Origin of the sequence: Bradyrhizobium sp. BRP22, from assembly GCF_020194175.1 — a bacterium.
Classification (GTDB): domain Bacteria; phylum Pseudomonadota; class Alphaproteobacteria; order Rhizobiales; family Xanthobacteraceae; genus Bradyrhizobium.
The window spans coordinates 86730-112825 of the sequence record NZ_JADYVX010000013.1 but is presented as its reverse complement, the minus strand read 5'-3'; the positions used below and the strand labels follow the sequence as shown (position 1 = coordinate 112825).

General features: G+C 59.2%; 13 protein-coding genes and 4 pseudogenes. 9 read left to right on the top strand and 8 right to left on the bottom strand.

Translation table 11 applies throughout. From position 1 onward, the window contains the following. Positions 1 to 806 precede the first annotated feature (806 nt). Positions 807 to 1567 (bottom strand): annotated as a pseudogene (locus I6F35_RS18475) (IS5 family transposase). A 242-nt stretch (positions 1568 to 1809) separates the two neighbouring features. Here I6F35_RS18475 and I6F35_RS18470 point away from each other — a divergent pair. Next, positions 1810 to 2985: pseudogene (locus tag I6F35_RS18470) on the top strand (IS701 family transposase); the annotation flags it as partial. Positions 2986 to 3245: 260 nt separating this feature from the next. Here I6F35_RS18470 and I6F35_RS18465 read toward each other — a convergent pair. Continuing rightward, on the bottom strand, positions 3246 to 3902 hold the full coding sequence (locus tag I6F35_RS18465) for an FkbM family methyltransferase (protein ID WP_225119101.1): 657 nt from the start codon (positions 3900 to 3902) through the stop codon (positions 3246 to 3248). Between the two features lie 446 nt (positions 3903 to 4348). On the opposite strand from I6F35_RS18465, the gene gmd reads away from it, so the two are divergent. After that, a complete protein-coding gene (gene gmd, locus I6F35_RS18460) occupies positions 4349 to 5434 on the top strand; it encodes a GDP-mannose 4,6-dehydratase (protein WP_225119100.1) in 1086 nt (361 codons plus the stop codon). Beyond that, complete coding sequence (locus tag I6F35_RS18455; protein ID WP_275945469.1) at positions 5415 to 6413, top strand: GDP-L-fucose synthase; 999 nt, start codon at positions 5415 to 5417, stop codon at positions 6411 to 6413. Before gmd ends, I6F35_RS18455 begins: the two co-directional genes overlap by 20 nt. Positions 6414 to 6969: 556 nt before the next feature. Here the strand turns inward: I6F35_RS18455 and I6F35_RS18450 are convergent. Together I6F35_RS18450 and I6F35_RS18445 are read right to left on the bottom strand one after the other, a co-directional pair. Further along, a pseudogene (locus tag I6F35_RS18450) lies at positions 6970 to 8176 on the bottom strand (LLM class flavin-dependent oxidoreductase). 914 nt (positions 8177 to 9090) lie between these two features. Continuing rightward, positions 9091 to 10812, bottom strand: coding sequence for a hypothetical protein (locus I6F35_RS18445; RefSeq protein ID WP_225119099.1), 1722 nt, complete (start codon positions 10810 to 10812; stop codon positions 9091 to 9093). A 600-nt stretch (positions 10813 to 11412) separates the two neighbouring features. Between I6F35_RS18445 and I6F35_RS18440 the strand changes: the two genes are divergently transcribed. The 3 genes from I6F35_RS18440 (at position 11413) to I6F35_RS18430 (ending at position 15735) form a co-directional block, all read left to right on the top strand. Next, positions 11413 to 12162, top strand: a complete 750-nt coding sequence (locus tag I6F35_RS18440) for a hypothetical protein (protein ID WP_225119098.1) — start codon at positions 11413 to 11415, stop codon at positions 12160 to 12162. Between the two features lie 59 nt (positions 12163 to 12221). Next, a complete protein-coding gene (locus I6F35_RS18435; protein ID WP_208830835.1) occupies positions 12222 to 12893 on the top strand; it encodes a hypothetical protein in 672 nt (223 codons plus the stop codon). A gap of 622 nt (positions 12894 to 13515) precedes the next feature. After that, positions 13516 to 15735, top strand: a complete 2220-nt coding sequence (locus I6F35_RS18430) for a hypothetical protein (protein WP_225119097.1) — start codon at positions 13516 to 13518, stop codon at positions 15733 to 15735. 1427 nt (positions 15736 to 17162) lie between these two features. Here I6F35_RS18430 and I6F35_RS18425 read toward each other — a convergent pair. The 4 genes and pseudogenes from I6F35_RS18425 to I6F35_RS18410 form a co-directional block, all read right to left on the bottom strand. Then, positions 17163 to 18527: a pitrilysin family protein gene (locus tag I6F35_RS18425; RefSeq protein ID WP_225119135.1), complete on the bottom strand. Its 1365-nt coding sequence runs from the start codon at positions 18525 to 18527 to the stop codon at positions 17163 to 17165. 59 nt (positions 18528 to 18586) lie between these two features. Continuing rightward, entirely contained in the window at positions 18587 to 19903 is a 1317-nt protein-coding gene (locus I6F35_RS18420) for a pitrilysin family protein (RefSeq protein WP_225119096.1), read from the bottom strand. 589 nt (positions 19904 to 20492) lie between these two features. Continuing rightward, positions 20493 to 20710, bottom strand: a pseudogene (locus I6F35_RS18415) (VirK family protein). A 340-nt stretch (positions 20711 to 21050) separates the two neighbouring features. Next, the gene (locus I6F35_RS18410) at positions 21051 to 22076 is read right to left on the bottom strand and encodes an IS110 family transposase (protein ID WP_225119095.1); all 1026 of its coding nucleotides are present in this window, start codon (positions 22074 to 22076) and stop codon (positions 21051 to 21053) included. Between the two features lie 19 nt (positions 22077 to 22095). Here I6F35_RS18410 and I6F35_RS18405 point away from each other — a divergent pair, with 19 nt between their 5' ends. The 3 genes from I6F35_RS18405 (at position 22096) to I6F35_RS18395 (ending at position 24190) form a co-directional block, all read left to right on the top strand. Continuing rightward, on the top strand, positions 22096 to 22332 hold the full coding sequence (locus I6F35_RS18405) for a hypothetical protein (protein ID WP_225119094.1): 237 nt from the start codon (positions 22096 to 22098) through the stop codon (positions 22330 to 22332). Between the two features lie 282 nt (positions 22333 to 22614). After that, entirely contained in the window at positions 22615 to 22758 is a 144-nt protein-coding gene (locus I6F35_RS18400) for a hypothetical protein (protein ID WP_208829576.1), read from the top strand. Positions 22759 to 23356: 598 nt separating this feature from the next. Then, a complete protein-coding gene (locus tag I6F35_RS18395; RefSeq protein WP_208829577.1) occupies positions 23357 to 24190 on the top strand; it encodes a YopT-type cysteine protease domain-containing protein in 834 nt (277 codons plus the stop codon). Positions 24191 to 26096 lie beyond the last annotated feature (1906 nt).

Sequence of the window (26096 nt, the reverse complement as noted above, 5' to 3'; positions counted from 1 at the left end):
CATCCATATGGAGCTCCGGACGACCCTGCCTGAAAGCTCCAGTTCAGTGAACGCGGCAACTTGATCTCCTGGGTCGTCCGCCCTCTTTTGCGGGATGTGCTTAACCAAACTTGGCTCCATCGCTGCTCGAACCCGTTCGACAGCGGAGACGCGCCAGAGCTGGAAAAGTCGCGGCGGCCAGATGAGGATTGGCAATTCCATCAGCATTGGCCCGATTGACACAGAACAAGTCCACAACCCGTTCGGTCAGCACAGGACCTCGTTGCGACTGTCCCGACAACCCAAAGGTATAGCGCACGAAACTTCAGCCGAAAATCATCGGCACGAATGTTAGGACAAACAATTAAAGCCACGAAGAAATCAGCCCGACCATTCGAAATCGCCTGCCGTGGCTCGAGGTTATGCCGATCACCAATACAGACGAGGCGCGAGCAACATGAATCCGACGAGATACAAGTGCCGCAAACATTCGGCTAATGGACTCGATCGAGTGTCACGATGGAAATGAGTCCACGACCCAAATGGGAGAAAGGCAATCACCGAATAGCTGATCATGCCCTCGCCAAGCTGAGATATCAGTATCGCCAACAGTCATGCCGAAGGTCTCTGTTTGTGGAGAGGCAAACGGCGACACTCACGCGCTCACCCCAACATCACTGGCCCTGAAAGTGCTCGGTGATTGGTGAACACGCAAGCGCCGTGCCGCATCAAAAATGTAGGTTTGCAGGGCTTCGTGGTTATGCGCGTGACCGTCAAGAGCCGATACTTGTCTGAAGCCTGACAATTGGCCCTACTAGGGTCCGGACTCAATTGATCCACCAAGTGACGGCGGCGGCCAGGAGGATGGCCGAGAGGAAGTTGTCGGCTCGCTTGTCGTAGCGGGTCGCAATTCGCCTGAAGTCTTTGAGGCGGCAAAACATGCGCTCGATAAGATTGCGTCCTTTGTAGGCCTTCACGTCGTATCGGTGCGGATGCTTGCGAGTTGGGTTGGGCGGAATTACTGCCTTTGTTCCGCGCTCGGCCAACCACTCACGCAGGCTATTGGCGTCATAGGCCCTGTCAGCCAGCAATCGTCGCGCAGGAGAGACGGCAGGCAGCAGATCGCGTGCCGCCGTGAGGTCATGGCAATTGCCAGGAGTGATCACGAAGGCGATCGGACGTCCGTGATCCTCTGTCAGCGCGTGGATTTTGGTGGTGCGTCCGCCTCGCGAGCGGCCGACCGCTTGCTGGAAGTCCCCCCTTTTGCGCCCACCGCCGAGCGGTGGGCTTTGATGTGGGTCGCGTCGATGGACATTGTCCCGACCCGGCCGGTTGAGCCGGTCAAGGCGTAGAAAATATTGCCCCACACGCCTTGGCGGCTCCAGCGATTGAAGCGGTTATAGATTGTCGTGTAGGGGCCGTAATCTGCCGGGCAGTCTCGCCAGCGAGCGCCCGATCGCAGCATGTGAAGGATCCCGCTGATCACACGTCGGTCGTCCACGCGGTGAGCACCGCGCCGCCCACGCGGCAATAGCGGTTCAATCCGCTTCCATTCCACTTCGCTCAGCCAGTACAGCTTCTGCCCCATCAAGCCCCCCTCGACTCGGAGGTCTTGAATCATAACTTTGCCTCAGCGGGAATCCTTATTGAGTACGGACCCTAGAGCAAGTCATTGCTAGATGGAAGCGCCCGGATTGATCGGGATAGGGAACGTCTCGCGACGCCACCCACCGGGTCGCCTGCGCCAGTCGCCCGCCTCCGCTTTACTAGCACTACAGTTGCAATTTTCAGGTCGTTCTGAATCTATGGGCGACCATGATTCGGGACTTGATGACTGGTGGAGCGTCGTCGAGATACGCTGACGCTATGGGCTTCTTTGTTGCGAGAGTCCAAGCAACGAATTCGTTTCGCTGTTTACGCAGGAGCGGGTCGCGATCTCGGCGGGGCAGTTTCTCGACGGCCTGTTGAGCAACGAGCCGGGCAAGACGGATTGGATGCGGGCGGAAGCGGCCGGCGACAAAGGCCCGTGGCGCCAGCAGGCGATCCTCGGCCGGGGACGATGGGATGCCGACGCGCGACGCGACATCGTACGTGAGTACGCGCTGGGAATCCCTTGGCGATGACGACGCGCTTCTGGTGATCGACGAGAGCGGCTTTTTGAAGCAGGGGAAGGCGTCGTGCGGGGTGGCACGTCAGTACACTGGCTCGGCGGGCAAGATCACCACTTGCCAGATTGGCGTATTCGCCTGCTATGTGTCGCGGCATGGTCATGCCTTCATCGACCGTGCGCTGTACCTGCCAAAGCAATGGACGAACGACCGCGTTCGCCTGAACGCCGCATGTGCCGCGGGATGTTGGCTTTGCGACGAAGCCTAAAATCGCGCGTCGCATGATCGCTCGGGCGATCGCCGCAAAGGTGCCGTTTCTCGTTCGTTGCGGCGGACAGCGTGTACGGCACGGGAGAGATTGAACCCTGCTGCGCAACGCATGCAAAGGCTATGTTCTGGGTGTTGCGTCCGATCACGCGTTCTATTCCTGGGGCAAGGGACAGCCTGTCGGCGGCACCGCCTACACGATCGCACAGGGCCTTCCCAAGCAGGCCTGGCGCCGCCTGTCGTCTGGCGAGACACCAAAGGTCCGCCGCCTGCACGACTGGGCCTATGTCGAGCTGGCCGATCTCGACGGAAGCGAATACGATGATGTCCTTGCGAGGGAATGGACGCGAGGTCTTCTGATCCGCCGCAACATTGCCGACGGCAGCTTGGCGTTTTACTCCACGTGGTGCCCCAAGGGCACGTCCATCCAGAAATCCAGAAGCTGGTGTTAGTGGAAGGCCATCGCCGTGTCATCGAGGACAGCTTCGAAACGACCAACAGCGAACTCGGTCTTGATCACAACGAAGCTTGCTCCTGGCACGGCTGGCATCGCCATGTCTCACTCGTCATGCTTGCCTTTGCCATCATGGCCGTCGTCCGTTCTCGGGCCAACGCCGCGCCCAAAAAAACGCGATCGCGCCCGACCGAAGTATCGTTCTTGATCCGCCGGTCGATTCAGGAAATCGGCGCATCGCCATGCAGCTTGCGCAGCGACGCATCTCGCATGCACACTTACTCGCTTGGTCGTCCTGGCGCAGGGCTCATCACGCCAACGCGCGCAGAGCCATCTCAAGCAAAAATCGCAACTGTAGTGCTAGTTTACCTGCTAATGAACTCTACGGTGAGCGCTGGGTAGCCCTACAGCTGGCGAGAAGCAGACGAGGGATCGTTCTAAAGGCTCGTGTTCCTAAGCAATACATCACCCTCAACCCCGTGGGGATACTGGGTCACCACTTCGAACGAAGGTAGCAGGTCAAGAATGGCTTGCAGGGATTTTTGCCCTTCATAGAGTTCCTGGTCGCTGTATTCTGTGTAGATGAACCGTGTGTTGCTCAAGGTCTGTTTGCCGCCAGCGATCACATCGGACTCGGCCCCTTGCACATCCATCCAGATGAAATCGATGTCTTTTATATTCGCCTGGCTGCACCAGTCATCCAACCGTCGAGTTTCAACTGAGATGGGATCATCAAACCGAACCCAGCCATATTCCACGAGATGATTTTTGGGTCGCCGTATCGAGCCAGAGAGATCCCATTCCTTCGCATCTCCATCCCCATTGCTTGGATGGAACTCGATCCTACCATTTCGGTCACTGATCGCGATTTCAAATAGCTTCACCCTATCGAGGAATAGATCCAAGTTTTTCTTGAAGCGAGCGGCCGCTCGGGGGTCTGGCTCAAAACAGTAGAGCTGCGCCTGCGGGCAGAGCTCGAGAAACTTTCGCGTATCGGTTCCGTCGTTGCAGCCGATGTCCAAGATGACGGCATCCGGCTTTTGAAGAAGAGAAACTATCTGCCGATGTACCGTTAAGGAAGGTTTTTGTTCCATGAAATACGGTCTCTTAGAGAAAGCCTGCCGACGTCCATGCGGCAGTCTGCGGGAGAGCTTACGGAGCGCTCGGCAGCAAAATGCTTACATTGCCTCGCGTAGGTCCATTGAACTTTATTTTCGAATACCTCAATACACTCACGCTATCTCGGTGCAATTTATATCAACGTATAGATGGCGCATGCGCGGGCGCGACGATAAACAGTGACTGCTCGATCAATTCGTGGCTTTCTCGGATGCCGCCCCCTGCGCATCTTTAGCGTTTCAATAGGCGCGTCGTATTCATGCGATTGTTAATGCAAAGCGAGCGCACCAGGACACAATACAATCGCGTCCGCTTTAGCATTTAACGCCGAACCGATGCTGACCCGCGGGCTAACCGCCTGATTTGACTCGACTTAAAGTTAGACTTCGAAAATGCATTCTTGCGCGTAACCGGAGAGAGAATGACGGCTCTGGAGTCTCAGCGGCGCGTAGCGCTGATTACCGGGGTGACGGGGCAGGATGGCGCTTATCTTGCCGAATATCTGCTCAGCCTCGGCTATATTGTGCATGGTATCAAGCGACGCTCGTCCTCGTTCAATACAGCGCGGGTGGATCATCTCTATGAAGATCGCCATGTCGGAGATGTGCCGTTCCTGATGCACTATGGCGATATGACAGATTCGACCAATCTGATCCGCCTGATGCAGCAGATCCGCCCGACCGAGATCTACAATCTCGCTGCCCAAAGCCATGTTGGCGTCAGCTTTGAGAGCCCCGAATATACGGCGAATGCCGACGCGATCGGCGTTCTGCGCCTGCTCGAGGCGATCCGCATTCTCGGCATGGAGACGGAGACGCGCTTCTACCAGGCCTCCACGTCGGAATTATACGGCCTTGTGCAAGAGATCCCGCAGAAAGAAACCACTCCGTTCTATCCTCGTTCGCCGTACGGCGTCGCAAAACTGTACGGCTACTGGATTACTGTGAATTATCGCGAAGCTTACGGCATGTTCGCCTGTAACGGTATCCTGTTCAATCACGAGAGCCCGATCCGCGGCGAGACCTTCGTCACCCGCAAGATCACCCGCGGCGTTGCTCGCATCGAAGTGGGGCTGGAGGAGACGCTCTATCTGGGGAATCTCGAGGCCAAGCGCGACTGGGGACATGCGAAAGACTATGTCGAGGGCATGCATGCGATCCTGCAGGCGGACCAGCCTGACGACTTTGTGCTGGCGACGGGCGAGACGCGCTCAGTGCGGGATTTCGTCGAGCTCGCCTTTGCCGAGATCGGCCGCAGCATCGAATGGCACGGCAAGGGAGCCGAGGAAACCGGCATCGACGGCAAGTCCGGCAACGCCGTGGTACGCATTGATCCCACTTATTTCCGCCCCACCGAAGTCGACATTCTGATCGGCGACGCGAGCAAGGCGCGACAAAAACTCGGCTGGAAGCCGAAGCGCAGCTTCACGCAGCTGGTCAGGGAAATGATGGCGAGCGATCTTGCGATCGCGTGGCGGGAGGTTGCCAATGGCACTAACGCCATTTGAGCTGAAGGGCAAAACGGTTTTCGTGGCCGGCCACCGCGGCATGGTCGGCTCGGCTCTGTTGCGCCGGCTGACACAGGAGGATGTCACGCTGCTCACGGCGGACCGTAGCGAGCTCGACTTGCGCGACCAGGCGGAGGTGTTCGACTGGTTTGCGAGAAAGGCACCGCAGGCGGTATTTCTCGCGGCGGCCAAGGTCGGCGGCATCGTCGCCAACAACACGCTGCGGGCCGAATTCCTGTACGACAATCTCGCCATTGCGGCGAATGTGATCCACGCGGCGTACCTGACTGGGGTCGAGAAGCTGATGTTTCTCGGATCCTCCTGTATCTATCCAAAACTCGCCCCGCAGCCGCTACGCGAGGACTCCATGCTGACCGGGTCATTGGAGCCGACGAACGAACCGTACGCGATCGCCAAGATCGCCGGCATTAAGCTGGCGGAGGCCTATCGTAACCAGTACGGGTGCGACTTCATCAGTGTGATGCCTACCAATCTTTACGGCCCAGGCGACAATTATCACCCGGAATATAGCCATCTGGTCGCCGCCCTGATCCGCCGCTTCCACGAGGCCAAACTGTCAGGCGCCGACAATGTGGTGGTCTGGGGGACGGGCGCGCCGCGCCGCGAGTTCCTCTATGTAGACGACATGGCAGACGCCTGCGTCCACCTGATGAAGGTCTATTCTGATAGCGCAATAGTCAACATCGGCCGAGGCGAGGACATCTCTATTGCGGAGTTCGCGCGGCAAGTCGCGCATATCGTCGGCTATACGGGCACAATCAGCTATGACACCTCGCGCCCAAACGGAACGCCGCGCAAGCTGCTCGATGTCAGCCATCTCACCGCGCTCGGCTGGCGAGCGCGCACCCCGCTGGAAGATGGCATCGCGTTGGCATACCGGGCCTATCTTAACGAGGCCAACGGGCGGCAGCAGAGTAGTCCTCCCGCGTGCCGGACAAACGAGCGTGAGCAAGCGTGATCCGGGACCATAAGAACTCGGCGATGAAGAAGCGCCCGAGCGCTTGAGCTGAAGTCGTTTCTTCCGTGCACAATGGGAGTTATGCTGCATGCTTTCAGGTTTGACGGCCTCGAAGGATTGCTGAAGGATTCTCCAATCCCTCGACTTCGTTTAAGGATCGATGATCACGTGCATTGATGTACAGGCAGCGGATTGCTGGTTAGAAATCTAGCACGAACCCACTTACTAGGATCCGCTGGTCAATCGTGTTGTACCTCGATCCTTAAGGAATGGCCGTGCACGCCGTTGCACCTATTTGTGGGTGGCTTGTTCGGAGTCGGTGAGCCGCTTGGGACTGTGCCAGCACATAAGCTTCCTCGCACTGTAAACGATGCACTGCCGATTTTCCTCGCCCGCTGGGCGCCACTAGGCCATCCGCCTATGTACTCGGCCAAATTCGATCGTGCCTTCGCGATCAATTGACCCTGGCCAATTTGGCGAAGGACTCGCGTGAAGCCATCGGAATGGCGCCTCCGCGGGTCGGGTCCGCGTAGGTGCCACCCGCCGAGGCGTAGTTTTACCTGTAGAACGCTCGGGCCCGATGCCAATTGCTCGACATTCGGATGTCCGACTCGCTCAGCTCGGGAGATGGTGGCTTGCGGCGAAGTGCGGCCTCCACATAGGGTGCTAGCTCCTCTACTTTACGTCGGGTGCGCTCGTCTTCACGTTCCTTCAAAGCAGGCATGACCTCTTTGGCAAACAGCTCGATTGCCTCACAGATATGCTCGTGCTTATTAATGCCGCACTGCTGGATAAAGATCATCTGGTCGATACCAACATCGGCATACCCCATGAGATGCTCGCGAACAGTGTTGGGCTGTCCGATGCTGCCTGAGCCTAGCGTCTCCTTCATGTCGTCCTTGATGGCTTGGAAGCGCCGCCACAAATTCGTGCGCCCAGGACGGAGCTCGCCATATACCGCATAATGCGCGATCGAATAACCGAAGAACTTGAAGCCATCGAGTCCTCGACGCATAGCTTCTTCGGCGTTTTCATGAACCATCATACCGTTGAGAGTGGCGATATTGGCGTTTACCGAATGCCCAATCGGCACACATTGATCGGACTTGATGATCTGATAGTACTCGTCGCGCCGCACTCTCGCTTGCGACGCCTCCACAAAGCCAAAAACCAGCGCCCCCACCCTGTGACGCGCGGCACGCCGAATACTCTCGCGCCGGGAACACGCCATACAGATCGGGGGGTGCGGCTTCTGGACCGGCTTAGCCACGATGTTACGGGTCGGCATTGTGAAGAATTGTCCGTCGCAGCCTGGATACGGGCGCATCGTCATCATATTGGCGGTCTGCTCGACCCCTTCCCGCCACATTGCAGTTTTTTGCTCGGGCTCGATCCCAAAGCCATGCATCTCGATCAGCGAGGCGGACTCTCCGGTCGCCCACTCGAGGCGCCCCAGAGACCAGATCGAGCGTGGCCAGGCGCTCCGCCATCCGCGCCGGATGGTTATAGTTCGGGGACGACAGGCAAATGCCGTGACTAATGCGGATCGTCTTAGTACGCTGGGAGACGGCACCGAGAAAGGCCTCGGGTGCCGATGAGTGGGAGTATTCCTCGAGGAAGTGATGCTCAACCTCCCACATGTAATCGAATCCGAGCCGATCGGCCAGTTCGATCTGCTCCAGCGCATCACTGAACAATTTCAGCTCGCTGCCGTCCTCCCAAGGCTGCGGCAACTGGTGTTCATAAAATAATCCAACCTTCATCCGCTTTCTCCTGCGGCGCGGTTCAAATCACGTCATATTTGCCTGCCCGCCGCGCAGCACAACGCTACGCAGTCGGCTGGGACGGCAGGCCACTCCGTCCTGTTGGTTCAAAACTCATGGGGTGCCTATCTGAGCTCTCTTCTCACCTCCATCTGCCCGATCTGCCGGAACGACTCGCCACTCACAAGGACATAGTGCCCAGCGCCTCATGCGCGATCATTCCAACAAGGCTGGCTAAAGAGCAGACTCGCCCCGGCTCGCCGAAGGCTCCTTGGATGCGGCAGGCCTTTGTGTGGACGCTCAGAGGAGATAGGAACCGACGCGGCCGCTGGTCGAACGACAGCAGTATCCAATGCGGAAACGGCAAGCTGAAATAGGAGCGACCGCAGTCAACAGTACATTTATCTATGGCATTGATTTGGATCTACCGAGCAAGTTTCATCTAAACTCCCGGGCTTCTGACTGCGATCTGCCGTTGCCGTAACGGCTTCTGATCTCCCAGCAATCGGCGTGCCACAAGACCTTGTGTACAACACCCTGGAGAAGAGCCGCGGCGAGCGCACTCTGATCGAGCCGGACGACGATGTCATAGGCGCGATCGCCGAGTGGACCTTCGACCTGACGGCGTTCACATCTTCAGCAGCGAGGTCATCGTGGCGCTCCGGATATCCGCGTCGATGAAGACATGCGAAGCTGGGTGCAAACGGCCCGGCCGATGGTGGATTTTCGGCGCCATCTGCGGGAAGCACCATTTGAGCGAGCCAAGGACAGCGACAGTTCCGGCGTGGGACTTTAACTCACCGATGCTGATCTCTCGCCTTTGCAGCTCGGCACCTCGCGGCCGAAAGGCCTTGCTTGCGCTACGTGCCCCCTCTCTGCTCCCCAATGGCGCACGCCGTTGGCGGTGTGCAACCTCATTGCTGATCTTTCGCAGGCGCGGCTCGAGCCCCTCGGCCTTTCTTTGATCCAGTGTATCTCTGGCGCCTTGCTGCAACCGTTTGTGGGTATCGAGATTGGAAGCCTTGGGGTTGAAGCTCTCTGGCGATCTCGGCTATCGCGCGGCGGCACACGGTCTCTTCCGGCCATATGTTGAAACCGTTCACCAGGCTCGCCAGTCCCTGGTAGGTGAACTTGGAGAGCTCCGCGTCACGGCGAAGGACCTCACCCGCGATCGCCACTGTAGCTCGCCGACAGGCCGCCGCTTCTGGCCACTTGCTGAAACCGTTCACAAAATTCGCCAGGTCCTGCTCGGTAAAATCACAGAGCCGGTCGGTACGGCGAAGGACCTCATCTGCGACCGCGACTGCGCCTTGGCGACAGGCTCCCTCCTCTGGCCACTTGCTGAAACCGTTCACCAGGTTCGCCAGGTCCTGATAGTTATCATCGGAAAGCCAGGCAGCACGGCGAACGATCTCACCCGCGATCCCGACTGCGCCTTGGCGACAGGCTCCCTCCTCTGGCCACTTGCTGAAACCGTTCACCAGGTTCGCCAAGTGAGTGGACGTAAAGCGAGAGAGCTGGGGTGCACGGCGAAGGACCTCACCCGCGATCGCGACTGTGGCTTGACGGGGGGCCGCCTCCTGCGGCCACTTGCTGAAGCCGTTCACCAAATTCGCCAGTCCCTGCTGAGCAAAATCAGAAAGCCCTGCGGCACAGCGAAGGACCTCGCCCGCGATCGCAACTGTGGCTTGGCGAGAAGCCGCTTCCTCTGGCCATTTGCTGAAACCGTTCACCAAGTTTGCCACTCCCTGGTGGGTAGAATTACAGAACCGGCCGGACCGGCGCAGGACCTCACCCGCGATAGCGATTGTGGCTTGGCGGAAGGCCTCCTCCCGCCATTTACTGAAGCCGTTTACCAGGTTGGCAAGGTCCTGCTGATTAAACTGAGAGACCCAGTCGCCGCGGCGAAGGACTTCAGCCGCAATCGCCAGTGTGGCTTGACGACAGACAGCCGCTTCTGGCCACTTGCTAAAACCGTTCACTAGGTTCGCGAAGTCTTGCTGATTGAAATGAGAGAGCCGGTCGCCGTGAAGGACCTCACTTGCGATCACGGCGATGGCTTGATGAGAGGCATCCTCTTTAGACCACTTGCTAAAGCCGTTCACCAGGCTCGCCAGTGCCCTCGGGGGGCAGTCACAGAGCCGGGCACGGCGGCCTGCGCGGCGAACCACCTCACACGCAATTGCGATCATAGCTTGCCGAGAGGCCGCCTCTTCCGGCCATCGGCTGGGACCGTTCAGGAGCGATGCCAGAGTCTGACCGTTCAACTCCTGAAGCGCTCCCCTTTGATCGCAACAACATTTGGCGATTCTGATCATCGCATTGCGGCATTCCGCCACTTTCGGGTGTCGACGGAATGATGTTGCAAAAAACGAAAGGGTTTTGAGGCCGACTTTGTTTAGTAGAGCGTTGTCAAGCCGCGACACACATGCGGCTATGCGCTCGCAAGCTTGGACGCCTGCCTGACCTCCGGCCTGCCGGCTCACCGCATTGCATGTCGCGGCGAACCCCCACGATTTCCCGGCGCGGACGTTTTCCTCGAAGCTTGCCAGAAATCTAAGGAAATCCGCAGCGGCCTTTTGCAGGAACGTTGCATGTTCCGCCATCCGCAGCTGCTTATCGTGCTTCAGCACCATAGTTGCGAATTCATCAATGTGGCGAGCGCGATCAATCTCGCCTAGTGCATCCGATAGTCCCATAGCACATTACAACTTTGCCAACTTCCCGCGTTTTCGTCCTCATTCCATTGCCGGCGAGAGCGCTTCCCATCCTGGCACAAGATGCGCTTGAATGATCGATCATCATCCTCAAGCGAGAAGGTCGACTTCGCAAGCCATGTCGCTCGCATTGATTTCATCCAAATGAGCCACCCAAGCCTGGGTAGCTTGTCCGAGCCTACAACCTGACGCCACGTGAGATTCAAGCTATTTAATGCGCATCCACATCAACACGATCGTACTGCTGATGGTGGTCGCCGTGATTTCATTGTCGATGTCGGCCTTTTCTGCGAACCGCTCATCCGGATTTCCGAAAACCTGACGTGAAACATCGTTGGCAGCAGATCACCGTTCGCTCTCATCGTTGTACGAACTGGTAATGAGAAATCCCCACCAATCGCGTTGCTGGCGCGTCAAAGATTCCAGCGTCCCTTGTTTCTGCCATGTTCGCATTCAAAGCAGAGCTTTGCCGATTGCACACGTCAAGGTCGGCGGTAGCAAGTGCCTTAAGGGAACTCCATGACAAAGCCAGTTGTGATTGTGGTTGGTGCGGACAAGGGTGGGGTCGGCAAGACGACCGTATCTCGAACGCTTCTGGACTACTTCAACGCCAATAACGTGCAGACGCGCGCATTCGATACGGAGTCGCCACGAGGAACGTTGAAGCGCTTCCATCCCGAGATCACCGAGATCGTCGACATGACGACGACTGCGGATCAAATGAAGATCTTCGATACTCTGAACTCAGGGCTATCCGTCACTGTGATCGACGCCCGCGCGGGCTTGCTGTCCCGGGCGCTCGCCTCATTGCGCGACATTGGATTTCTGGATGCTGCGCGGTCTGGCCAGATCACCTTTTCCGTATTCCATATCTTGGGATCCTCCATCGCCTCCCTGGACGAGATCGCCGAGACCGCCAACTTCATGGCTGGTGCAAAGTATTTTCTGGTCAAGAACTTCATCAACGACACGCAGTTCTTCCAGTGGGACCAGTCGACCTACAACTCCTATTTCCACCGCATCAAGAACGCGACCGAGTTGACTATCCCTAAGCTCAACGAGATGGCCTATGAGCAAGTCGAAGTTGCTTCCGTCCCGTTCGTTGACTTCATAGCCAACAAGGGTCGGCACGATGAGGCCGCGAACTATTCGTTCGTGCTGCGTGGGTATGTCCGGCACTGGCTCGCTAATGTGTGGCGCGAATACGACCGCATTAACTTGGCTGAATTGGCAGGTGCCAAGTCAGTAACCGGCGGCGGGGAAAAATAATCGCTCGTCCGCCAACAAGGACTGACCCCCCGTACGAAACTCGCTTGATATTACTGGCGATGTTAGCCACGCCCGTCTACATCATCTGCTCTCCGACCCCGCAGGTCGGCAGGACCCTCGTCTCTCGTCTTCTGAGCGAGTTCTTGCTGCTGAAGAACGGTTCTGCGCTCTCCTTCGACATCAACCTGAAGGAGCCGTCTCTCGTCGATTACCTCCCTAACATCACCGAGACGGCGGATGTGATCGACACCTACGGCAAGATGCAGCTGATGGACCGGCTCATCCTGCACGATCGAGTGGCCAAGGTCATCGACCTCGGCTTCCATGCCTTCGATGAATTCTTCAAGATGTGCGAGGAGATCGGCTTCATTAAAGAGGCGCTCGGCCGCCATGTCGCCCCGATCATCCTATTTGTCGCCGCGAGGGACCGGGTCTCCTCGCGCAGCTATGAGATGCTGCGGCGGCGGATTCCGGCGGGAGCGCTGGTCACCGTCCATAATGAATTCGTGCTGCGCGGAGAGTTACCTGAAGCCATGGATGGCGGCCGTGTCCTCCGCGTTTCGGCGCTACCGGTGTTTCTAAAAACTTACGTCGACCGACTGAGCTTCTCATTCACGGGATATCTGCGCGACGAGAAGGATTCGTCCAGCGAGTTGCATCAGTGGATCCGGCGGAATTACGTCATGTTCCGCGATCTCGAACTATTAGCGATGCTACAGCCGTCGTCTTGAGTCGGACTCAACATCTGGAGAGTCTCCGTGAGGCAAGGGTATTTGAGGCGAGTACTTGCGGGCATGGTTTCGAACGGTTTGCGAGGTTGTGCGTCCGCTATCAAGATAGTTCGGACAGCGCCGATGGGGGCGTAGCGCAGGAGGCGTGCTTAAACTGAGCGCGGCGTGCGTGCCGATCGAACCCAGCGCTTGATCGAGAGGCCATGATTGATCGAACTCGAGCATGGTTATTCACGATGAGAGACAGGTAAGGCCCGTATGCATCCGACGTGCGTGTCGAGACGGTTCTATGCGTGGCTCGGACGAAAATCACGTGGCCGTACGCGGCATATTTCTTGAGAGACCAATGCCGGCGGCATTAGCACATTGTGACCTTCTCAGACTGGTCAGCTTCTAAACAGCTAGCTCTCTTAGGATGAGAACCTCGATATCTAGACGGCGACGCCACGTACTCATGAAGGAATGAACATCGGAGCGTTTGATCTCGGCGTTATCGGAGGGGTTGGCGGCGGTTTCGGCCGCGGCACGTGATGGTTGATTGTGTGCTGATTTTGGGCGTCTGCAGCCGGATTCTTGGCCGAAGGTTTCGTCGCTTTTAATCGCTATGTAATGTGAGGTGCCCATGGAGCGAACGAATAGCAATTTCAATCTGTTTGATTTTGATGTGGAAGGATTCGCGCGAGCTTACTATCCCCAGCCGTGGGTGGGGCAGCAATCGGGTAACACGAGCCCGCAAGCAAGCTTTGAACAGCAGATGGACGAGCTGCAACTCAATTCGTCCGATGAGGACTCCGCAAAGTCTAGTTCGCCTGACGAGAGTCCCGCAGCGAGCCATGGTGGAATCCGGCGCGGTGCGCTCGGCGGTTCGATGCGGATGCCGCCACCCTCACGCTTGAGGGACAACTCGTTCAGCAGCACGCGGCACAGCGTGGACCTCCCCCGCGCTAACTTTCGAGATTCGGCCCAAGTATCGCCGCGGTCAACTTTAGGGGATGATGTGTTCGGCAGTACGCGTTATACGCTGCAATCTGAGGAGTACCGCGCGACTGAGACGAAGAACGGCAAAAGTCGCGGGCTGTGGTCGCGTATCAAATCAGGAGTTGGAAAGGCGTTTAGGGCGAGCGGCGGCAAAAAGCCGTCTGACTCCACGGCGCCGCAAGAGATCCTTTCAACGACCTTTCGCCTGGATTACGCCAAACAGCCCGGCCGAACACGCGACGTCCCTGAGGAGGACGATGCGCTGTTTGAGGATTTCAGAAGCAAAGCCAGTGTCACCCGGGACGATGGCACCAAACCACTGAGCGACGGCACCATCAGAAATGCGATAGCCGATCTGCGCCATTTGAGCGGCCGCCTCAACCAGAACCGAAGGCCATCAATCGCGGATCGAATTGGCAACCCTGAGTTGGAAGCTGGCTTGGACGACGATGTGGAAACCTATGCGAAGGATCGCAGCAGGCGCATCAAAGCGGCATTGAAAAAGCTCCGCGAGGTCGGCGCCGGAAAGGCCCTATCAGCTGATATCCGCCGCCTGGCTCCTTATCCCGCAGACGCAACCCTCATCGACATGTGGGCCAGCGCGGAAAAGGCGACACGCAGTATTGAGCCACAGACTGTCGATCGACAGGCACGCCGCCTTTACAGGCTGAGTGAGTGGCTGCAAACGCGCGAAAAGGGAGCCATGGCTGGCCGACTCAATGACGATGGGCTGACCCGAGATGTTGAGCAGTACAGGCAGCAAACCGAGGACACCAAAATCAATGCTGATTTGCTCAGGCTTCGGCGATACCAACAAGTCCTCGAGGCGAACAGAGCGTTAGGGTTGCCTCCTCCTGAGGACGCGCGTCCGTTCGCCGAGGCAGGCTCCCAGCAGCCCGCATCGCGGCAGGAGCTTCCGGTGACGCCAGCAACCCCGAGCGCGGGAGCTTGGGATTGGTTTAGGGAGCAGATGCAAGAACCCGCGTCGTCCTCGCTCACACCGCACCAAGGCCCGCAGCCCAGCCCTACGCAAGGGCTTTCGGCAACGCCGGCCACTCCGAGCGCGGCCGCTTGGGATTGGTTTAGAGAGCAGATGCAAGAACCCGCGTCATCCTCGTTTACACCGCGTCATGGCCCGGAGCCCAGCCCGTCGCAGGGACTTCCCGCAACGCCGGCCACCCCGAGCGCGGGAGCTTGGAATTGGTTTAGGGAGCAGATGCAAGAACCCGAGCCATCCAGGGCCCACTCATCACAGATCTACGGCGGTCTAGAGCCACTGGTTAACCTGAATCCGCCCACACCGTATCAGTTGCGGGACGATGCTCACTCTGCGCCGGTGCCTGAGCTCGCGAGAGCGCCGTCATTCGTCGGGACATCAGGAGCCCCTGAGCAGCTACTGGATATCGGACCTATCGTCGGCGAGGGCTGGCGCCACGGCTCGCAACCGGCCTCGGACGTTCTGATCGATGTAATGAGTAATATCAATCTCCTGCCGAACCAGTTCGGCCCAAGCCAGTTCGCAATCAACGGTGAACGCTACTCGGCCACGTTTGGGCCGGGAGGGCGCAGGGACGTTCGTCTCATCCATCATCCTCGCGCGAGACCGATGAATGAAGCTGGGCCATCGAATGAAGCTGGGCCATCCCGTCAGCCCCTCGCGGATCTTGGGTTTCTTATCCGCGGAGGGTGGCAGCACCGCGAACGCTGGCTTCCGACTTACCTTGTCCGTGTGCTAGAGGGGGAGCACCGCATGCCGGAACTCGGGCGCCCGACCTATATCAACATCCGAGGCGTGCCTTACAGGGCCGAGCTGCAGGAGACGGACGGCGGCTCCCGTGTTCGTATTTATCCTGAGACTGGCTGAAGAACGCGATAGGCTGCAATTTTTGAGGCAGCGGGGCGGCGCAGCCGGGGAGCGTTCCACCGTCCAGCCAGCGGAATAGACTTACTCGCGCCAAGTGCGCCTGTGGGAAACGCCCCGTGCGATGAGGCATAGCGTTCGGAGAGAAGGAAATGACAAGGGCCGAATTAGACTTACTTGTGCCGACGCCCACGCAGCATTCGTGCGGCCGATGGATATCCTGGCAGACCTGGGGCTTTCCTGCCGCCACCGCGACAAGGTCCGGCTTCAGCGCAAGCTGATCGGACAACGTCCTCGACCCGGAAATGGATTTTGCGCACGGCCCACAGGTCCCGGTCATAGATCGCGGGAATCCAGTGTCAAACTCTATCGCTCGCCTCCGCGCGCTTTGGCACGTTGACTGTCAATCCGACCCTTTAATTGCGAGTGTCGTGAAGCTTCCAATCTTGCCTCCAGGCGCGCGGTGGCAGCGATCATTTCGTCGGAGCTGGTCGGGGTTGCGGAGAGCGAGTGAAGAGGGTGATGGGAGAATCACCACGGAATTAGCTAAGGCTGGTCTCTTTAGCTAGTCAACTCGCCTCCGGTGATGACGGGAGCGGCGATGCGCCCTTAGCCTCTGCACCTCACGTGCAGAACGTGCTGTCTTCCCTCACTGTTTCTGGTTCGTGACGCTTTACTTTTGTACCCATCGGACGAAATCCCTCGGCAGCATCGCCTATTCTTGATCGGCGGCCAACGGCGCATACTGTAGCGTCGGAGGGGTTGCGACACCTGGTCCGCCGAACCTGAAATAGTGGTACTCAAGCGTCCCGGACCATGCTGGCGTGAGCGCTGTCTCAACGCCTGGTCCGATTGTGCCACCGACATCACCATAGTCGAAATGGGTGGCATTCTGTGACGCCCAGCCAAATGGGTCACTTCTGCTACGGAATTCGTTGTTGTTGGCGACATCGCCGCAATTGTGTTACCAAGCCACCCTCCCCTTCAGATAAACCGGCATGTGGCCCTGCTGGCCAACGCATAACCCAGGCGAGCCGTCCCGGTGACAAAAACGCTGGAACTGGCGTTGCAGTTTGCGCTGACGACAAAGCCGGGGACGGCAAGACAGCTGATTGTACCGTGCGAGACAGCGCCACTAATTTAGCATCAATTCAACGCCAAAAACCCAGCGCTCCCTCTGCCAGTGGTAGCGATCTGACCTCCGGCCGGGAACACAGGGGTGTCGACAACGTCTCCATAGCGTGACTGACCATAGGGATCGCTGAATGATGTCAGCCCGTAGCACCCGCCGACGCCCATCGATATCTCTCCACTCCAGCTCCAGAGGGCTGGTGGAATCCCTGCTGCCCGCCTAATGACCCGAACGAGCGCAGCTGTTGTGACACCGCAAAGAAGAACTTCAGATCGCATGTCACCTCACGAACACAAACTTACTTGGGTGTTGGCGGTGTTGCGGCTGACGGCGCGGCGTCTGGCTGTACTGCTGGTGCCGGCGTAGCGGCCGATGGCGCGGCGGTCGACCAGGCTGCGGCCAGCGGGGGGCGGCCGACGATGATGGTGAGCAGACCCTGGCCCCAGAGCCGCTGCGATACCTTCTTGGCGTCGTCCAGCGTCACCGCATCGACGATGGCGTTGCGCTTCTCGATATAGTCGATCGGCAGGTTGTCGATCTGATACTGCAGCATCGCCTGCGCAAGCTTCGACGAGGTATCGAGCGCCAGCATCTGTGACCCCTTCAGATAGGACTTGGCCTCGTCGAGCTCCTTTTGGGTCGGGCCTTGCTCGGCTATGCGGCGGACTTCCTTGTCGATCGCGTCCAGCGTCTCGCCGGCGCGATCGGCGCGAGTGCCGGTATTGCCGATGAACAGCGCGGAATGCTCCATCCAGACCAGCGCTTCATAGATGGAGTAAGCAAGCCCGCGCTTCTCGCGCACCTCGCGGTAAAGCCGCGAGGACAATCCGCCACCGCCGAGAATGTGGTTGACGACATAGGCCGGCATGAAATCCGGCTCGCTGCGGCGGATGCCGGGGCCGCCGAAGGTCACGACCGTCTGCGGCACGTCGAGCGGAATGAAGACGCACTGCGACGGCTTGGCCGCGACGATGTCGGCGACCGGCGTCAGCGTTGCCGTGGCCGGCAGTCCGCCAAAGGTCCTGTCGAGCAACTTGCCAAGCGTGTCCGGATCGACATCTCCGACCACGGCGACCTTGAGCGTGTCCTTGGCGAGCACGCGGCGGACATAGTCCTTGAGCTCGGCGATCTCGATCGTCGGCACGCTCTCCAGTGTGCCCTGGGCGTGACGGCCATAGGGATGGTCGCCGAACGCGACTTCGAGGAATCTGCGGCCTGCGAGCGCGCTCGGGTTGGTGGATTCGCGGCGCAGGTTGGACAGCACCTGCGCGCGGATGCGTTCGACGTCGCTCCCCTCGAAGCGCGGCGAGGCCAGCGCCGTGCGCAAGAGGTCGAAGGCCTCGTCCTTGTTGTCCTTGAGCATGCGCAGTGAGCCGCGGAAATTGTCGCGCTGCGAGGAAAAGCTCAATTCGATGGCGCGGCGATCGAGCCGCTCATGAAAGGTCTTGGAATCGAGATCGCCCGAGCCTTCGTCGAGGAGGTCGGCGACCAGATTGCCGACGCCGGGCTTGCCGGCGGGATCCTGGCTGGCGCCGCCGCCGAAGGCATATTCCATCGCAATCAGCGGCACGGTCGAATCCTGCACGAACCAGGCCTCGATGCCGCCCGGCGAGACCAGGCGCTGGATCTTGGTTGCAGCCTGCGACGGGCGCGATGCGAGCATCGTCGTCAGCGCGAGCGCGCTGCCGCCGATCAGGACCGAACGCCGTGTGAGGGAATAGGTCACGAGCGCTTCTCCTCGCGTTTGGGCGCAACATCCTTGATCAAGTAACCAGTCACCGACCGTTTCTTGTCGAGCCAGTCTTGCGCGGCCTTGCGGACCTGCTCGGCGGTGACGGAGCGGATGCGGTCGGGCCAGCTCCTGATATCGTCGACGCTCAAACCCGTGGTGAGCGCGCCGCCATACCAGCGCGCCAGCATTGCCTGGTTGTCCTGCGCGTAGATCGATTCCGCGATCAACTGGGTCTTGACCCGTTCGAGGTCCTCGGCGCGCGGCGAGTTCTGCGCGATCTCAGCAATGACCTTGTCGATGGCGTCCTCGATCTGCACGAAGTCGACGCCGGGCTTTGGCGATGCGGAGATGATGAACTGCGAGGGATCGAGCGAGGTGCCCTGGTAATTGGCGCCGGTCGAGATCGCGAGCTGACGGTCGATCACCAGCGAGCGGTAGAGATAGGAATTGGCGCCGCCGCCCATCAGTTGCGCGAGCACGTCGAGCGCGGGGCTCTCGCCCACCGCCGCGGTGGCGGCCGACGGGACCAGGTAGTAGCGGCGCAAGGTCGGCTGCTCGACGCGCGGATCGGCGAGCGTCACCGTGCGCGGCGAGGTCGGCGTCGGCTCCTGCGGACGCAGCCGTTTGGCGGGAATCGATGGCTGTGCGGGAATGTCGGCGAAATTCTTCTCCACCATCGGGCGGATCTCATTGGCGTCGACGTCGCCGGCGATGATCAGGATCGCGTTGTTCGGCGCATAGAAGCGCTTGTAGAAGGCGAGCGCGTCCTCGCGGTCGAGCTTTTCGATTTCCTGGTGCCAGCCGATCACCGGGCGGCCATAGGGGTGGTTGAGATAGAGCGCCGCCATGATCTGCTCGGTGAGCCGCGCATCCGGATTGTTGGCGACGCGCATGTTGTATTCTTCCAGCACGACGTCGCGCTCCGGCAGCACGTTCTCGTCATGCAGGATCAGGCCGGTCATCCGGTCGGCTTCGAATTCCATCATCTTGCCGAGCTGCTCGCGCGGCACGCGCTGGAAATAGCCGGTGTAATCGGTCGAGGTGAAGGCGTTCTCATTGCCGCCCACCCTGAGCACCGTCTGGGAGAATTCGTCGGCCGGATGTTTGGCGGTTCCCTTGAACATCAGGTGTTCGAGGAAATGCGCCAATCCCGATTTGCCGGGGGTCTCGTCGGCGGAACCGACCTTGTACCACATCATCTGCGTCACAACCGGGGTGCGGTGATCGGGGATCACCACCACCTGCAGGCCGTTCTGCAGCGCGAAGCTTGCAGGTTGTTCGCAGGTGACTGTGATCTGGCCAAGCACACTCCTGCTTTCACCAACGCGGCTAGGATTGCTGCGATCATCCGGTTTGTATTCGGCCGCCAAAGGGGAGCGGGTCATCAAGGCCAGGGTAACACTAGCCGTGGCTAGCACCTTGGTCGCGGAACTCCAATTCTTCACGGCATCGCCTTTGGTCACATGAGATGCAGCGGACGTTCTCGACAAGAAGGGGGAGCCGCACGTCCTCGGCAAGCAGCAGAGCAAAAGCCGGGCCAGTCGCCTGATGCCGCACACCCGCCGCTGCGTCGGCACATGGACGCAAAAACCAAGCGCGGCACGTGCCGTCTCTTCGAAAGCGCACTCACGCTTGTTTGGTGTCGGCCAATATGTTGCGAGCATTACACAACGCACGACAACTCGCCGCCATGTCTCGCGTAACTCCTGCACATCTCGAAGTAGCTAAGGCGGACCCTCGCCCCTACGCAGTGCTTTTTTGCAATTACCAGACGAACTTCGCGCCGTCCGTCAGTTCGCGGACGAATTTGCCCTGGTTCGCTTCGGCCGCCTCGCCAACCAGCTTTGACGCCCGTGAGCTCGCCTTCGCGGCCGAGGCTGTAGCGAATGTATTCCGTTACGGCGTGTCCCGAAGGTGTCCACCCGTGTGATGCGCATTGGCGAAGCTAATGCCGTTCTGGGCAGTCACCCTGAAGGCGCTGATAACCATCCCGGCCTGCGTGGCCGGCTCGGGCCGCCATCGGCCATGGTACAGCGGGTCAGGTCCACTATGAGCTTCACATTTTTGCCGGTCTGCAGCGCATTGAGAACCTCGGCGTTTCGGCGATGGCTCATCGGTCTTGATCATCCTGCGCACGCTTGTAGCCGACAGCAAGCACGACAGGATCGACGGGCCTCTGCCACTGAACTTCATGGACATGTGTGGACGCCCCCGTTGGTGCAAGAAGAATCTTTTCGAAGAGCGCAGAGCGTGGGTGCTGACATGTGTCCGGCCTCTGATGCGGCTGTCACATGCCGCCGGCCCTTATGGGAGTTCGCGGAACGGGTCCAACTCAACCTCGCGTGCTCGAAGCACGTATCCATGATCTGGTTTTCCCGATCCCGTCTCTTTGACCGTAACGCCATACTCTCCGTTCGACCTTCTCACACTTGGGTAGTCCGCTCGAGGAGCGGACTATCTCGCTGCCAACGCCGGCGTCCGGTAAATGCCGCCCCTGGCCATCAACGCCCAGACGATGCGCGCCGTCTTGTTGGCCAAGGCGACGATCACCAGCATGGGCGGCTTGCGCTCCAGCATCCGCGAGAGCCAAGGATCCGTCATCGATCCCTTTCGCATGGCCCAGCGCACGGTGGCGCTGGCTCCGATGATCAGCAGGCGACGCAAGGTTCGTTCGCCCATCCGAGATGTCTCCCCAAGCTTCTGCTTGCCGCCCGAGGAGCGTTGCAGCGGCGTGAGGCCGAGCCATGCCGCAAAATCGCGACCTCTCTTGAAGATCTGAGCAGATGGCGCCAACGCGGCAAGTGCTGTAGCCGTGATCGGTCCTATACCGGGAATGGTCATCAATCGCCGGGCTTCCGCATCCTCCCTGGCGCGCCGGGCAATCTCGCGATCAAGCACGGCCACTCTCGCGTCCAGCGACCGTAGCTGCTCAACGAGCAGAAACAGGATTGGGCGGGCAGCTTCAGGGATGGTGGAATCGTTCTCAATTGCCGCAACAAGTTTGGTCACATGGAAGAGCCCCTGCGCGGCCACCAGTCCGAATTCAGCAAGATGCCCACGTATCGCATTGATGGTCTGGGTCCGCTGGCGCACCACAAGGTCACGAACGTGAAACACCATGGCCGCAGCTTGTTGCTCTTCGCTCTTCACGGCCACGAACCGCATGGTCGGCCGCTGGGCTGCTTCGCAGATCGCTTCGGCGTCAGCGGCATCGTTCTTTTGCCGCTTCACGAAAGGCTTGACGTAACCTGGAGCGATCAGCCGGACAGCATGTCCCAGCTTCGCAATCTCCCGCGCCCGGTAATGGCCGCCGGCACATGCCTCCATGGCGACCGTGAAGGTCGGCTGCGTGGCAAGGAACCCAAGCACCTGATCGCGGCGCAGCTTTTTCCTGAACAGCACACTTCCCGACGGATCCCCGCCATGCACCTGGAACACATTCTTCGCCAGATCCAAACCGATTGTGTTAACTTCCGTCATGGACGCCTCCGTTCAAGTGATGATCACCGACACCACTTTGGCACAGCGATGCCGTCAGGGGGGCGTCCACCCCATCAATCTTCTCCGGAACCGGATCGTGGTGGCCGAGCAGCAATCAGCACAGTGGTCGCCTCCGGCCGGGGCTTCCCACGGCAGTGGCGATGGCAAGCGTATTTTCGACGATGTTGCGGCATCGCCGTATGTGACGCTAAGGCGCTTTTCAAGAAAAGGATTGCATGCCACGCAGGGAAGCTAACACGAGCGCAATATCGCATGTGCGTAACACGGGCGCGAGCATTCTTCGGTTGGAGATCCTCTGGAAGGATATCCTATAGACCGGGCGCGCCCCAAGCTGGATGGCATATGCGCGGTCGGACAGCATATCCTTTGTGTCGCCGGTCGAGGACCCGTCAAACCTGCTTGTTGCGCGCGACCTCTGGACGCAAGCAATCGCTAACAATGGAAGCACGCTGCCCCCCTCCATACCGAAGTCCGCCGTCTGGACACCCGACGACGTCATGAGCAGCATCGCGCTAGGGTGAACGTCGAAGACAACGACAACATAGATGCCGATGTGGATCTCATGTGCTCGCTCGGCAAGATCCCAACCCGGGAAACCGAGCGCTTGTTTCTGGGCGGCAATCTGGACAAACGTGGAACCGCAACCGAATCGAATCCGTAGGAGACGCCAGAGCAGTGACTGAATAGCCCGCCTCCTTGCGTGCGGGAGGCGTGTGCCAGTTGGGCTTGAGGCTGGTGAAGCAGCAGCTCATTGCGGATCCGCAGGACGCACGGCCGTCAGTTCGCTTTCGCATACGCCAACGTGTTCGTTGCCCGGTGACGGCAGAGCATCTGTATGAGGTCGCAATCACCATTGCTGGCAAGCGGGATTGGCTGAGGCGAGCTTGAGCCATGAGCGCTCTGTCCTCCTGGACCAGCAGCGCCCGTATCGTAGGCACCAAGCAGTCTGCTGCTGAAGCTGACGCGCGCCACGTGCCTGTGCGCCGTGATGACAGACAAAGGCTGGCCATGTGACCCGGCTCGCCGCGCGCGCGAGAGAGAGGAGCCAATCATTGAGACCTCGGCCGCACAGGCCTGACATTTTTCCCGCCCCGACTTCGAGTCGGCTGCGCGTCAAGCTGACGATCCCGCTCTTCGTCCTCTCTCGGCTCGGCACACCCGCCGGTCAGCTCGTCGTCAGCTTGACTGAATATAACTCGCAGCAGGGCCTAAGAGGTCCGCACTCATGGAACGTACGCTCAAGGGACGCGGGAATCGCCATGTATAATCGCATCAGTGGCTCATCCACAGGCGCCAATCAAGCTATCGAATCGAACCAGTTCGCGGAAAATGGCGAATTTGCCGCGAGGCTTGCGGAACTCGCGCTGCAGGGGAATCTGTCATTTGGTGAGGTGTCCGACAAAATGGGACTCTGCTGCAGCAAGCCACATACCTCGGATGCGCATATTCACACTCCGAGCTCCTCCAGCCCAAGCATATCCTCTCCGTCTTCTAGCTCCAGTCCATCCTCTCCGCCAAGACCGACTGTCCCTCTGTTCGACTACAGGACCGCCGAACTGCCCGGCGCGAATGTCGATGGCATCTGCGTTGGTTTGGCGGCGGAGTGGCTCCTCAATCTGCCGAGCAGTCCATCATCGCGAATGAGGGCGCTGCGACCCGGGTCGCAAAGTCACGCCTCAGCGGCAGTGCGGCAGCAGCGCTATCAGGACCTCTGGAGCCTGCTGCGAAGCGATGGGGCGCCAGGTTCTCACAACCTTCATGCAATAAGCAGAACGATGCGGGAAGCAGGCTTGGATCCATCCCGAGAACAGACGCGATATGGGTTCGGTACGTCCTCGCACATCGCGCAGATAGTAAACGAAATCGCGCAAGACCCATCGGTCTATCTGCTCAGCTTGCGTTTCGCCGAAGGTGGCGCACATACAATTGCGACCTCGACGTCGAATGGAATGACCACCCTCTTTGATCCTAACTATGGAGAATTCACTGTCCGATCGAACGAGATGGGCGACTTGTTCAGAAGCCTTGGCGATCGCTACAGGAACCTCAACGGGTATGATATAGCGACCGTTACCACACAAAAGGTTGGCTGAACGGGATCGCCGGCTACCGCCGGAGAGCGCCTTCTGTGAAAGCGCCGATAGGTCACCGTGGGAACCTCAGAAAGAACGGCGCGGCGAAAAGACCTCTGGAAGAAACGGAAGCGGTGTGGCTGCGCTTCTCGCGCGAGCAGATTCGAGCGAACCAGCCGAAGCAGTGCAAGTTGGGCAATTCGGTCGGCGCGCCGGCACCACTGGTCGTACGCCCTCCACCTTTCCACGTGGCCGCAAAGCGGGGCGAACGCGAAATGGTAGTCGGCTCGAGCGCCTCGAGTTTCTCTCGTCAGCCCACGCGACCGCTGGTCCATGGGCCTGCATTGCCAGCTGAACTCGAGGTACTGAGGTTGCAGTCCGCTCTGACACCTACCACAAGGCTCCCGCTGCGCTTGCGGCACGCCACCGACAAAGGTCGCTCATGCGCTCCCCGCCTTCGCGCGACCCGGCGGCGATAAATCCGTCCTACGCCTTGTTCGGTCCGGCTAGCTTCCCCAGTGCATGGCCGACATGAACAGCCGATCCGCGATCGGTCGCGCTTGTGCGTTCCGGTCGTCGAACAATTAATGTCCGGTGCCGTTTCACTGCCAGCTTCTCCCGACGTTTCGTGATGGATGAGAGTCGCGATCTCTTTGAGGATCAGCTTGTGTTATGCGTGGGTCGCTATGACCTTGACCGCGCGCGCGACACTCGGTGGACCATCTTAACGTCTATTCGTCGCTTGGATGTGTTCCATCGAATTAATTGATTTTTCCGCTCTTACCTGAATGCCCCATAGTCAATCACCGATTCTTTGGAAGTGCATTCAGGAATGTCGTGTGACAATCGGTTCTCTTATCAGTCAGTTCATGGCCGATTCGGCCAGGTCCACACATACCTGCATCAACGTGGACGCCATGGTTTAGATCAGGGCATGCGGCTTAATAGCAGTCTGGCTGCCAATGACAGCGTCTGATGTGGATCGATCAATTGCACCGTCAACAATCCATCCCCTAAAAACGCGTCAAGAAGGACTGGCTCTCATGAACACCCGTTGGCTGCGACTGCTGCCGGCGCCGTACAGGATTTGGACAGACGAGATGCTCACGACGCGGGAAGGGCTGGACCGACCACTTTGCGCGATCGATGACCCCGTCCGGGCTGTGTCGTCGGTGCTGCAGGAGGCCTACAACTTTGAGTGCACTCCTGCCACCAGCGATCAAAGGCACTTGATTCTCACGCAGCGTCAGATTGTAGGATTCCCGACACGCGTCGCGACAGAACTAGGATCGCGCGAACAGTTCCTGACAGGTAGCAAGAATTGCGAACGTCTCAAATGCCCGATACCACGCCGCTCGGCCCCGTCACGCTGACTGAGCGCTGCTCTCGAGTGCGTCTTTTCAACACCGCGGACGTGCCGGACGGAGGAACCTGCGCCGGCCCAGTTGCAGGCGAAGCAGGACGGACCGCTCAACAGCAACGCCGGCTGTCTTCGCATCATCCTTGCCGCGCGCGACACAACTTGAAGTTCGAGAGCCGATCATCCCGCGGCTGTTCATCACGAAACATGAAATGCACCAAGCGCAATCACCCGAACCAGATGCGTGACGGCGCCTACCTGCGCCGAATTCACCCCAGATACGCTGCCTTCGATGGACTGCAGCGTCGCGGCAGTTGTACGCGACTGAAGGTCGGGATCGTCCGCGCTTTGCGTGTCCGTCACCGGCTAGCGAGAGGATTTCTCTCTAGCCGGCAGCACATCTGTCGTTTCGTCTCGCATAGCAGCGCTGTGTGCATGAGCTAGCTACGGGGGCATGATTTGCCCTTAAACGCGGAAGAAACTGCGTCTGTCGTGATTTGGCGAGGCCACAAGATCGACGGCATTCAAGACCGCGGACTAAGGCAAGTCGGAGAGCTTCAAATGTCG